The sequence below is a fragment of the Eisenbergiella tayi genome, from assembly GCF_001881565.1.
GTDB classification, from domain to species: domain Bacteria; phylum Bacillota; class Clostridia; order Lachnospirales; family Lachnospiraceae; genus Eisenbergiella; species Eisenbergiella tayi.
In genome coordinates this window covers 1972199-1985833 of record NZ_MPDJ01000001.1, presented here as the reverse complement: position 1 = coordinate 1985833, position 13635 = coordinate 1972199, and the positions used below count along the sequence as shown (strand labels likewise).

Sequence of the window (13635 nt, the reverse complement as noted above, 5' to 3'; positions counted from 1 at the left end):
ATCCCTTACTAACAATTTCCGTACTCCGGATAATCCCATACTTTATTGTCGATATACAAAGGAAAACTCCACTCTGCAGTTACCCTTTAGATACCGTTTTATTACATACAAGATTCCTAGTATCATTAATATAAACTTTTCGACACTAATTGTCAACATTTCCTGTTTTTTTTTACAAATATACGAAATTTTATTAATCTTTTATAAATTTTGCACTCTAATTTGCACACTTTATTCGAGACTGGCAATAAATGTTCAAATTTTAGTTACATTTATATTTTGTGCTTCCATATTTCTGCATTTCACTATTCTGCTCACCGTAAGAGGGCTGAAATGAGTCTTCGCATTTTCCAATGTAACAGTAATCCGGATCAGGTTTTTATCTTCTTCCACTTTCTCAATTTTGAATTGCGTTAAAACCGTTCCCATATATGATGGCTTTCCATAGTACCAGTTCGTATATTCCGTGTTTTTATCACCGGTTACCGGATCAATTGCCTTCGTGCAGTAACGAAGAAGCAGCATCTGATCCATGACTGCATTTTCATTCAGCCCGGCTCGATCCGATGGGGACGGTATAATATCACCAAGCATTCCCATGGTTACCTGAATGCCCTCCTCATTCCGAAACACTGCAATGTCATGCCTGCTGCCGCCGGACGCCTGACTCTGATAGATATACAAAGAATATTCTTCTGTGGGTATCTCCTCCTCATCTTTTTTCGGAGAGAACACCCCGCCCTGTCCGCCGGATAATTCACCTGCTGCTTTTGTTAAAAGTACATCTGCAACATTCTGAGCGCTTGAAATGCTTTTTACCCGTGCAAATACATGCATAAAGGAAGACATTACGGCAGTTGCTGACACCATGAAAATTCCGATAAGGACAAAGGTAACTATCAGTTCTATGAGCGTAAAGCCTTTTTTATTCCGCAGTTTTTTCCAAATCCACATTTTCATCAGTCCTTATCAAAATAATAGTACTCATAGCTGATATTATCTTCTGTATATGTTTTTGCATATCCCCGGGAGTTATTTATTTTTAACTGTATAGCCGTTCCATTCACAGGAACGAGTGTGAAGTTCTGGGACACTAAAATCCCTTTCTCCCCTTTTAGATAATATTCCTCCACGGCACTCTCAATAACCTTCCTTTTAGCCCCGGACTCATTTATCAGCTTCAAAGAAACAGTGGTGGACGTCGTCATCATCAGGATACCCAGCATGAGGATGGAAAAGGCCACCATCACAGATACAATGGAGGTACCTTTTTTATCTGCAAGTAATTTTTTCCCATTAGCTACGCTTTTACGAAAATCCATTTATGTTCCTCCTCTCCGGGTTCCCCGATAATTATCATCCGATATTTCTGCCGGATATGATAGCTGTCATTTCCCTTACTGCAGGTAACTACCGTATATAAAAATAAATCTCCAAATTTTCCGGACTCAGTCTGACTAACTTTACGTCGGTCAGCATCCTCTTTTTCCATATTTGATACATCACCAAAATAGATTGTTACCGTAATATCATAACCCCGAATCGTATCCCCTACAGACGCCCCATTATCTGTTTCCGGTTCAAATTCCCATACCAAACCTTCTTTTTCTTTGTACCAGCAGAAATTAAAATCAGCATCACTGAGCAGCAAATCTCTGATATTTGTCTGAAATTCAGTAACCTTTGTACTATCTGTCAAATCTTTGCCCATCATCTCACTGAAGCTTTCCGCCGCCAGACGGCAGCGGGTAAGCGCGGCATTTTTCTTCAGAGAACCGGTTACCGCAGATACGGACAGGAGCATGGCAAGAGATAGCACTGTAAACAGAAACATGAGACAAACCACCACTATCATGGCGTCTCCTCTTGTATCTTTTATGTTATTCCTGAAATCTTTCTTTCTGTTCCTATCACTCATTACCCGGCTTTCCCTCCTTCTTCATTTCTGAATCCGGCAGGCTTTCATTCTCTGTACTGATTTCTGAAAAAGACGTGGACTGTGTATGTACTTCCGTATCCGGCTCATCTGTCTGAGAGCCGGTATGGCTCTCAGACTCCGTCCGGGTTTCTGCAGCAGATTCCGTTTCGGTTTCCGTTTCCTTTTCGGGAACGGTTTCTGTGCTTGTCTGGGACTCTGTTTCCTTTTCTTCTTCTGTACTGGTTTCTGTTTCTATAGTATTACCTGATACGGAATTCTGAGGCTTTTTGTCCGGCAGGGTATTTCCCGATATGGTGTTGCTCCTGCCTGCGTAAGTTACAGAATTATTATCTTTACATATAACAATAGGCAGAGGGTCAGATTTTACACTATATACATCATATCCGTTATGAGAATTGCTGTCCCATGTTTCAATAACCTTTTGCAGGTTTTCTACCGTTTCACCCTTTTCCCAGGTTAACGTTTTGAGTTCTTCAGGCTGCCATATGCGAATGCGGAAAGCTGTATCGGAATTCGTCCATACGCTTTGATTACCGAATGTCTGTTTAACAGAAACAGCGGATGTAAACAAATACTGCAATTCCTGATTTGCACCCGTATCAAACGCACTTCTGATATCCGGCAGTATCAGCCGGCAGTTATATACTGTCTTGCCTTCTGTTTCCCCTTCGGTAATCCTTAAAACGGCAGAGTGCCTCGTGTTGGAATTTTCCCACGGCCATGCGGCTTCATAGGAAATAGAGTCTATCGTATATCGATAGACCTTGTCCTGTTCTTTTTTTATCTCTATATACGTATTTCCATCTGAAACCTTTGGCTCTTTTCCCTTTTCAAAAGTAATAGAAACCGTATGTTCCTTTCCGGCTAAATCTCTGACGGCAATCTGGCAGGTTCCTTCTTCATATTTCCATTTCCACTCCAGCATATCCCGGGAAATAGTATGCGCTCCTATTTGTTCTTCTTCTGTTCCTCCGTTTAATAAAATAGTGTCAGGCTTCACTTTGGGAAGCCGGTAAACCAGATAATCAGACCATAAAGAACTGATTTTCTCATTTTCTGTTGCCCTGTATCTGATGACCAGATATTTTCCCGCAAGTGTGGAATCCCACCCGATTAAATTATCTTTGCTTAGTGTAAATTCAGCATTACCATTTGCATCCTGTGAAATCAAAATACAAGGAGACTCTGAAACAGGAGCAAGCGGCCGAACTGAAATTATGCCATTCTCATCCAGGAAAACCGGATTTACATTGCCATCATCCGAAATGAAATTCATTTCATCATAGCGGTCCGCATAAACAGCCGCTTCTGCCTTATAATCTCCTGAAAACGTGTCGCTTTGCAGCTTAAATTTCATAACCAGATCTTTAAAATCATCCTCCATGTATTCCGAATCGGAAACAATCTCTTTCTCTTCTTCATCCGTCAGACTATATTTCAAATCCTTTGGCATCTCCAGGCGTTCGGACACCTTTACCTTATAATGCTGGCCCTCTTCTGAATCACGGTATTTACCATTTTCTTCGACGGCTTTTGCATTAACAAAAAGATCGATTTCCCAGCCAGCAAAGGATTCCAGGCTGCAGTTTAATTCCTGATTTTCGCGATAATCTTTATCATATTCAGGTTCATAAGGTCCTGCCGCCTTTTTCCTGACAGCCAGAAGAACTTTGAAGCCTTGAATATTCCCTGAAACGTCAGCAATTTCTTCTACTGCCCCGCCATAATTCTTCTTAAGAGCTTCCTTCAGCGCTGTCACCTTCTGCTCCTTCGCACCCATACAGGAAACATAGGCATACAGCTGATACTCCTTCAAACAGCTTCGCTGTGATTCCTCCGCTATACGATTCCAATAAATATCATAATTTAATTCATCATGAGTGCTGAGTTCAACAGTTCCCCAGGTAACTTTTGAAAGCTTTCTGTGGAATTCCTGTACGGACTTACTATACAGCTTGTCACTTACCAGCCGTGTCTGATTAAAGGAATCTGTAATCTCCTTCTGGCTCCCCAGTCTGGTAACCTCCAGCCGTAATGCTTTGTAACTGTTTTCCCAATCGAAGCCAGTAAGGGTGAGGCTTGCCTGTTCTGTTTCCTTCAGACTGTACAGATTCACTTCACTGCCGTCTTCCCGGACACCTGTCAGATTTACCTGATATTTCGCACTGCTGTCTCTCTGTCTGCCGTCCCAGCGGAAAGTAACTGAATCACCATCTTGTTCATATTCATCTGAAATTACCGGAACAGGCTGCTTTAAGCTTTCTGTTTTAACCTCCACTTTCCGGTATTGAGCAGACATCGTGTCTGTATTCTTTAATACCAGTCTGTAATATACATTATATAAGGGTTCTCCGTCACTTCGAACACCTGCACGTTCTATAACATATCCGTCATTTACTAAATAGCGCGCTTTAGTTCCCGTTGTTGTTAGTTCAAATGTTCCTTTTTTGGTTAAATATTTACTATTTGAGGTAAGTTCTCTTGCCGTCAGTGGCTGTGTATTCAAAGGATTTCTGCTTCCAAGATAACAAACCGGTATCTGAGACTGGCCATCTGCCGCCGTTGTATTGCCTGATGCATATGCATACGTTCTGACGGTTATAGTATTTATTTCATCACATACACCTTCCGCCTGGTATCCGGCCAGTTCCTGGTTCACTCCTGATATACTGCCATAAGTTTCTTCCTCATTTGACCTGCCTGAAACCGTATCACTATAACCCGCTACAACTTCGGTGCCAAGCTGAGGATCGAAGATAAGCATCTCTGTCCTGTATATAGTACTGCGATCCTCTGTCACACTCTTAAGAAGCGTATCATAGCCCAGTGTGTCCGGCGAAGTTCCGGTCAGATAAGGAGTATCTTTTTGTAAACTGATATCCGTCACTTTTGATTTCAGATAATCACCGGTCAGCATCCATTGCTCCATGGTAACCATAGGAGAATTTAAAAACTGTGTTTCACTATCTTTTCCCGGCACCATCTGGAAACCAATTATTGTATCCTCCAGCAATGTGTCTGAGTCGAACAGACTTTTCTCAATATCTAAGACTATTTCATCATTTACCACTTGGAAATCCGATATAGCAGCTTTTTTAATCTCTTCCCATTTATCCCCTGTCTGTTTTGCAATAATCAGACTGCAATTCACAAACTGCTGCCCCGATTTATAAGCATCCGCATTTTCCAGATGCAGGGTCCATTTATCCGTTCCGCTGCTGTTATCCCTTTCCAGATATATCTCCGGAGCAGGCAGCATAGGCTGTACTTTTATAAAGGCATTATTATTCTCATCCGTATAGTATATCTCATCCGAATCATACTTTTCTCCGAAAATACTCTTGGCCTTTATGGAAACGCGCAGATATAAGCCCGCCCAATCCATAGATGGGGTGATAAATGTTTCTGTCCCCAGAGGAATATAAGCACTGCTGCCCATACCATTCACCCTGGTGCTTTCATCTTTATCGCTATACAAGGACGCATTTACTTCATAGCCGTAGGCTTCTGCCACAGAATTCCAGGTGACATGATACTGGCTGTTTTTCAATTCCACCTTGATTCCCTGAGGGTTATCCAGTTTTTCCACCACTCTGTCTTTCCAGTGAAGCTGATCATCGATCTTCAGATATAACTCCTTACCGGTTCCATTCCAGGTACATGGGTTTACCGACATTTCACGGATGAAAGGCACATTGTCAAGCCTGCTCTTCTTATAGGCATTCCAGTTTTCTGCATTCGGATTCTTCTTCACATACAAAGGCTCTGCAATTCCTCTTTTCTGTGCTTCTTCAGGCGGCAGCTGGGCGTTATCCACAGAAATATCCCAGACAGAATATTCATTCAAAGACTGATTTTCGTCTCCTTCATATCCTTTTAAGTTGATAATAATGGTCTTTATTTTTTCATTCTTCCAGCCATTTGCACTCTCCAGAGATACTTCATTACAATTTTCAATAGAGGCTCCCGCATCCTTATTTCCTGCGGCTTCTCCTGTCCAATAATTAGCGCTTCCATTACCGGAAGGCGTCAGTTCCACCCTTTCTCCGTGTTCATATTCTACAGTAATAGTAAACTTCACCGTTCTCTTCTCATCATTCTCCCGGAACCAGGAAATACGCAGGGAATTCGTATCTATAGCCGTTTTATTTCCGTCCTTATCCAGAAAATCAAGACGTATATGAGAATCCCCTGATTTTTGGATAATTCCCCGCGTACGGTTATCATTATCAACCACATTGGCAGCATTATTTTTATTGGATCCGGAATATGGTGACAGAACAGCCGACACTGTATTCCCGTCAAAGGAAGCCGGCTGTGTGAAATAATAATTATTGTCATAATCCGCCGGTCTGAGGGAATCAGAAGCCACCGGATTTTCCAAATCCGATACATTAATACATTCCGATATCTTCAGATACTTTTCCGCTTCGAAAGCACCACTTCCCTGATCACCGGTTTCTCCCAGAATGCCCTGCATTTTATCATTTTGGTTCAATGGCTTCCCATAATTGCGGCAGTCGTTTACAGTGATGTTTCCGCCATTGGCTTTTCCATCCAATATTCCTATAATCCCGCCTGTGACAGATGATTTTCCGTCAAGATCCGCAGTATTGACACAATTTCGAATTAATAAAGTTCCATTGTTCATACCGGAGATTCTGCCCGTCACACCTGACGCGTTTTTCCCATATACAGCCCCGTGATTCACGCAGTTTTCCATACTGGTATTATTGGGACCGTCCGTTACATCTACGATACCTACAATACCTCCGGCATTTTGGCTGCCTTCGATCTTCCCATTATTTTCACAGCCGGAAACAACAGCCTCTCCGGACACAAGGCCAATAATCCCTCCGATTCCAGTAACACCCGTTCCTGTTATCAGTACATTTCCGGAAAAACTGCAGTCCGTGATTTTTCCCCGGCTCTCTCCTGCAATACCACCGGCAGCGCCGGTACCTCCGGATATAAGAATACTGGCTTCCGCTTTTGCTGCGTTTATGGTTCCCCTGTTAATCCCGGCAATACCGCCTGCCCGGTAAGTATCTCCTGATAATTTCACCTTTACTTCAGAAGCGCTGACACTCCCGGCATTAAAGCCGGCAACACCTCCTATACAGCCATTCTCTGACTGTATATCTCCGTTCATCGTCAGTACATCAGCAAGAGTGCTGATACTTCCGAAATTTTCAGCCGTAATTCCTCCTGCCATTCTGCTTCCGATAACTGTTCCGGAAACCACACAATCAATAATTTCCCCTTCAGCCGTATTCTTTCCGGTAATTCCTCCGGCATAAGTCCCCTGGAACTGTTCAGGCAGATTTACCTGACAGCGTATAATAGTACCAGAATTTACTTCTGTCAAATTTCCATAATAAGTCGTTCCCAGGGCATGTACAGCGACATTGCCCGTATTCACACAATTATCGATAGTCACATTGGCTCCTGCCGTACCAATAATTCCGCCTGTGTAAGAATAATTTACCGGGTCACCCCCTTCGGATATATAAGGCCTCCCCGTTCCTCCCTGATAGGAAAGTGATGCCTGTGTATATCCGCCGATATTCCGGCTTCCCAGGGAAGTAAGATCCGTGGAAGCAACATTTCCTTCAGAACGTACCGTTGCTTTATTCACAAGTCCCCGCAGCTCCAGCTGGGTATCCGGGGCGCTGTATCCTACGATACCGCCCACCATAACGCCGCCGCTGACCTCACCCACACCATTGATATGGGTTCCTTTCCCTGTATTGGGAGTTATTTCACTGGCGTCATTCGTTGTATCCACAATATACATCTTCCCGGTTCCGGCGGACTGGGCTGTCTCTGCTTCCCATTGGAATACTGCATTTATCATACCCGTGAGATCCTTCGCATAAGTGCCGGAAATATCCACCAGATAGTCCGCTGCCTCCCTGATGCTCCCGCGAATCTGGGAAGAATTCCCATGGGCCGTCATAAGCCTGTTATAGCCAATGCAGCCCCCTGCCATACCGCCCACCATTTTTACGGTACCGTTATAAACAGCAGTCACTTTGCCCAGCTGATTACCGGTCCTGCACTGAAGATACCAGTCCTTTCCGTCCGCCCCGTTCACGGCTGCCAGATTGCCTCCTATTAATCCTCCGACAAACCATATACCTGAAACCATATCCGGATCAGCCTGAAGCAGCATATTTCCTGCCTCATCCTCCGTATCGGAAAAAATAGACTTCGATACATTACAGCCGATCAGACCTCCGACAAAGGCTTCCCCTTCTACATAGCCTCCCTTAAGGCTGTAGTTTTTCAAATCCACAACCCCGTTAACATCATTATATCCAATCAAACCGCCCACATAGTTGGTGCCTACCACCATATCCGTATTAAATCTTCTGATACTGCTTTCCACAATACCATTATTATAACCTGCAAGCCCTCCGGTACACCCTTTTGTGCTGAAGCTGAACCATTGTGTGATGGCAGATGCATATTCTTTCCACTCTATCCCGGTAAGCTCCTTCATACTTGTACAATCAATCAGCTGACCTGCATTAAAGCCGGTTATTCCGCCTGCATACCCGTTAGAAGAAATGATAATTCCCTTGTTTTTCCAGTTTTTAACAATTCTCATTTCCTCATAATCTTCGACAGGCCTCTGTTTCGCATCCAGGGACGCATTCGCGCCCAGAATTCCTCCGGCGTACTGAAAAGCGATGATATCCGCATTATTTTCCGAACCTTCACCATCCAGCACGGTCATTCCTTTTCCGTTTTCATATTCCAGATATCCCGCAATGCCTCCTACAAAATAGTGGCCTCGCAGAACACCTCCTTTGGTGGAACAATTCTTTATTCTTGTTCCTGCCGTACCATATCCGATGATACCTCCCATATAATCTCCGACGAACGCGTCTTCATCAAGCTCGTCCATTGTATCGCTCACAGACTTCATAGAATAGAAATCTTTTTTCCCAAGAGTACTCTCACAATCTGAAAGCCCTACACCATATGCATAGCCGACAATTCCACCCAGATACAGGGATGTTCTCTTTTTACCCTTCTCCCCTGTAATTGTCCCTTCGTTTACACACTTTTCAATCAAACTGCCGCTGTCAGTCAACTCCTCATTTCCAAAACAGGATGCGCCGATAATACCTCCAACATAAGAATTCCCTCTGATCGGAGTCCCATTGTACAATCGTTTATACCCTGACGGTTCCTGCCCTTTTCCTTCTGTTTTCAGATATTGCTCATCCACCGTACTGTCTTTCAGCAGCAGTAAATCCCCTCCTGTAATACCGCCGACAAACTGAATACCCTTCACATAGCTCAGTTCCGTCTCTTCCTTCTCCATCTTGTCAGACACTTCGTCACTCAGCCTGACTGATATATGGGACACTGCTCCCCGGTTTACTCCGCAGACCGTACCCACATAATTCTGTCCTTCCACCTTTACGTCGGAAAAATCCACATGAGAAATCTTACCTTCATTCCAGCGGAAAAGACCAAGGGCATAATTTTTTACTTCCGTATAATCAAATACTGATGCTGCATTTTTTTCATACAATGTCAATCCGAATATCTGGTGATTTCCGGACAAGATAGATTTTTTAGCCGAATAACTGCTGTTTTCTCTCAATATGGGATTGGCAGGAAAAGGAATTCCTTCCTCATTGCTGTAATCCGCATTGTATAAGGCATCGGGATTAATCTGCCACTCCCCCTGTTGTCCTGAGCTATCATAAAGCATATAATGGTCAACCAGTCCGTCCATACCTCCCCAGCCAAAATCTGCGGTCTGAATGTAGCTGACCGTTTTTTGATCTGTGCTGCCCGATTCGTCCTTCAGTCCATAAAATATTTCCGTAAAACGAATATTAAATAAATGTCGCGCATTCTGTATGTCATACGTAACAGACGTATCGCCGCTGATTACCTTTTCCTTCCCCATCAACGGATTTTGAACAGTATCTGTTGTCTTAACCCTGGCGTCACTAAGATCCAGACCTGCACGGGATATAACATAAATAGTTTTCGTATCAAAGGGGATCCCGAAGGAAGACGTATCCTCTCCCATAAAGCGGAGAATACTTGCCGTATCCTGATAGAAAGAAGAATCCAAAAGCTTCTCATAGGTTTCAGTTCCAGCCACAGCTTTACGATTCTCTTCATCAAGGATTCTTGCCGCCTGTAAATCAACAGCATCCAGTACAATACAGATTTCTTTATTTTCATTGACGGTTATCTGCAGTGGGTATTCTTTAGGGATTTCTTCTTGGTTCTTTTCATTAAATCTGGCTACCTTTACATTGACAGTATGGGTTGTCGCAATATTATTATCATTGTCTCCCAAATCGCTTCCCTTGATATAAAAGGCAAGGCGTTTTTTATTCGAATCATCACAGACCTCAAAGCCATAGTTGTATTTCAGCATGAACCGTTCATATTTTGAGGCAAGCTTCAGCCGGAGTACGAGTGTTTCCCCATTCTCCAGCACCGCCTTCTGGAAAGAAGGCTTTCCATAGCTTTCTATCGGAGCCTGTTCGGACAGAACGGTATCATAATAGCCGAGCATCTGCTTTCTGCGCAGACCCTCGTCTTCACGTATCCTGGCATTTATACCCATGGTTTTCCCGTCAGAACCGTCATCCTCCGAATAATTAAAGGCATTCACCCGATCCGTATAGCTCAGGGAATAAACAGTCCCTTCTCCAGGATCAAATTCCAGCCGGATAGCCGCCTGAAAAATTTTCTGATCATATACATAATTGCACAAAAGCTGATAAAGCCTGTTTCCCTCCAGGTTATCGCTTTCATCTGCTTTGATATCCAGATAATACAGGGATCTGGATGCGTCATAACCCTGTACCAGTCCGGATCCTGCGCCGCCATTTTCCACATAGGCAAGCAGCTCCCCGGAGTTTCCGGCGGCTGCTTCCTGTGCAAGCGCTGTCTGAGCGGCAATAAACAGGGTCTGGGCATATTCATTGTTCCTTTTATAAATGGAATTACGGTTCCAGGAGGCGATCCCCATTACTGCACCGGTGAGAAGGATTGACAGGATTACAAGAGTTACAATTACCTCTACAAGAGTAAAACCAGAAATCTCTTCTATTATTGTATATCTTAAATCAGAAGCTTTATGCTCTTTCATTTTTATCCTTTACCTTATATATACCTAACTGATTTTTCGAAAAATTATACGGGATACAGAATAATCCAATTACTTCCGTCCGTCTCCATCGGGAAGCCATCCCATCTTCCCTTATCGATGTCATCCCCTACCCGCAGGAAATATTTGCCCTCATAAAGAAAGACAGTACCTGTTTTTACCTTACTATTCATACTATAATTCCCGGAATCTTCAGTGATTTCATTTTGAAAATCATATATTGTTTTACTGCTCCCATTTGCATCACTGGGTATCTCTTTCATCAAATTACTGTTTTCACCTTTAGGATTATCCAACAAATTATTCTCTTTGGCATATGCAAACTTATTATTCGATAATTTATAAATATGATATTGTTCTAATTCCACACTCCCCTGTGCATCCTCCAGGTTAACATGATAATAAAACTCTTTCCCACCTATTACAAAAGTTCCGTCATTTATCATCTCAACCGGCTGTTTTTCCGGCTCTGTCGGAACAGAAGATTCTATCGTTCCTTCCTCTGTCGGCAGCGCAGACTCTTCTTCCGGAATTTCAACAAGTTCTCCGCCCGCCTTGTCACCGGCCGCAGACAAAGCACTATCCTTCCCATGCACACTGCATTCCACCGTATTATCATCCGGCGCACGGTACACCCCGCCCGAAGGACAGCTGATATCCGTATTTTCAGCAAGTACCTCAGCCATTACCGCACCGGGGTTCAGCGCCCTGTCTGATTCCAGCCGGGCCAATAAAGCCTTCCTATTTATCTCACAGTCTCGTTTCTTCCCATCATCAATATACTTAGCCAGGGAAGGAACCGTAATTGCTGCCAGAATTCCCACCACCACCATAACAACAACAATTTCCACCAGGGTAAACCCCTTTTTACCCATACTTCTCATAAGGTACCTCTTTTCACGAACAAGGGCAGATCCGCCCTATTATTGAGATTACTTCATCATACCATAACAAAAATTGTTACACAAGCAGGTTAATTCCATACGAAAAATGATCTTATGTAATCCTGTATCAAAAACTATTTTTTCTATTGACTTCCCCAATTTTCTTTTATATGCTGGTAGCGTATATACTATAAATGAGGGGGAACCTTTAATGGAAAAAAGAGAGAAATTCTCGTCACGTCTGGGATTTATTCTGATTTCAGCCGGCTGTGCTGTCGGCCTTGGCAATGTATGGCGTTTTCCTTACATTACCGGAAAATATGGTGGGGCAGCTTTTGTATTAATTTATCTTGTATTTCTTGTTATTCTCGGCCTGCCTATTATGGTAATGGAATTTTCCGTAGGGAGGAGCAGCCAGAAATCCGCTGCCAGAAGCTTTCATGCCCTGGAGCCTGCCGGCACCAAATGGCATTTCCTGTCTTACATCGCCATCGCCGGAAATTACCTGCTGATGATGTTTTATACTACGGTAGGCGGCTGGATGCTTTCCTATGTTGTAAAAATGATTAAGGGAGAATTTACGGGTCTGGACCCGGACGCTGTGGGCGCCGTATTTAATAACATGCTTACCCGTCCCGGCTCCATGGCCTTCTGGATGATTTTGACCGTTGTAATCAGCTTTCTTGTATGCAGCCTCGGACTTCAAAAAGGTGTGGAACGGATTACAAAGTTCATGATGGGATCCCTTTTTGTTATCCTGATCATCCTCTGTATCCGAAGCGTAACCTTACCCGGCGCTGCGGACGGAGCCGCCTTCTATCTGATTCCTGATTTCAGTAAAATTAAAGAATACGGATGGTTTGACGTTATCTTCGCCGCCATGGGACAGGCTTTCTTTACCCTGAGTTTAGGAATCGGCGCAATGGCTATCTTCGGCAGCTATATTGCAAAGGATCACACGCTTACAGGAGAATCCATACGTATCTGTCTTTTGGACACCCTGGTGGCCCTGTTGGCCGGCTTAATCATTTTCCCGGCCTGCTTTGCTTTTAAAGTAAATCCCGGAGAAGGCCCCGGTCTGGTATTCGTAACCTTGCCCAATATCTTCAACCAGATGGCCGGCGGAAGGATTTTCGGAACCCTGTTCTTTGTATTTATGAGCTTCGCCGCCCTTTCCACCATTATAGCGGTATTTGAAAATATCATCAGCTTTTCCATAGACCTGTTCAGCTGGAAAAGAGGTAAGGCGGTAGCGGTAAATCTGGTGTTGATTATCGTCCTCTCCCTTCCCTGTGTCTTCGGATTCAATATCTGGAGCTCCATCGCTCCGCTGGGTGCCGGCTCCACAATCCAGGATCTGGAAGATTTTATTGTTTCCAACAATCTTCTGCCGTTAGGAAGTCTCGGTTATCTTCTGTTTTGTACCAGCCGTTATGGCTGGGGCTGGAAAAATTTTATTGCGGAAGCCGACGCCGGCAAAGGCGCCAAATTCCCTCAGTGGTCCCGTATTTATGTAAGCTTTATCCTTCCTGCCATTGTACTGTTTATCTTTATCATGGGATATATACAAAAATTTGTTAAATAGCGAAAGAAAAAGGGCTATCGGATAGGTAGCCCTGAATTTTTCCTTATCCGCTCAGAAAAAATTGTATATTTAA

At 43.6% G+C, this 13635-nt stretch carries 6 protein-coding genes; 1 reads left to right on the top strand and 5 read right to left on the bottom strand.

Going from position 1 to position 13635, the window contains the following annotated elements; all coding sequences use genetic code 11:
- Positions 1-255: 255 nt before the first annotated feature.
- Genes BLA28_RS08530 through BLA28_RS08510 form a run of 5 tightly spaced genes read right to left on the bottom strand, consistent with a single transcriptional unit; the run spans position 256 to position 11977 of the window.
- Positions 256-954 (bottom strand): type II secretion system protein, encoded by a 699-nt coding sequence (locus BLA28_RS08530; protein ID WP_169897211.1) that lies wholly within the window; start codon positions 952-954, stop codon positions 256-258.
- Between the two features lie 5 nt (positions 955-959).
- Positions 960-1322, bottom strand: a complete 363-nt coding sequence (locus BLA28_RS08525) for a hypothetical protein (protein ID WP_044966106.1) — start codon at positions 1320-1322, stop codon at positions 960-962.
- Positions 1301-1918 (bottom strand): hypothetical protein, encoded by a 618-nt coding sequence (locus BLA28_RS08520; RefSeq protein ID WP_069158691.1) that lies wholly within the window; start codon positions 1916-1918, stop codon positions 1301-1303. The genes BLA28_RS08525 and BLA28_RS08520 overlap by 22 nt, the downstream gene beginning before the upstream one ends.
- On the bottom strand, positions 1911-11075 hold the full coding sequence (locus BLA28_RS08515; protein ID WP_069158690.1) for a type II secretion system protein: 9165 nt from the start codon (positions 11073-11075) through the stop codon (positions 1911-1913). The genes BLA28_RS08520 and BLA28_RS08515 overlap by 8 nt, the downstream gene beginning before the upstream one ends.
- A 44-nt stretch (positions 11076-11119) precedes the next feature.
- Positions 11120-11977, bottom strand: a complete 858-nt coding sequence (locus tag BLA28_RS08510) for a prepilin-type N-terminal cleavage/methylation domain-containing protein (protein ID WP_069158689.1) — start codon at positions 11975-11977, stop codon at positions 11120-11122.
- A gap of 211 nt (positions 11978-12188) precedes the next feature.
- Between BLA28_RS08510 and BLA28_RS08505 the strand changes: the two genes are divergently transcribed.
- Complete coding sequence (locus BLA28_RS08505; RefSeq protein ID WP_009254831.1) at positions 12189-13562, top strand: sodium-dependent transporter; 1374 nt, start codon at positions 12189-12191, stop codon at positions 13560-13562.
- Positions 13563-13635 lie beyond the last annotated feature (73 nt).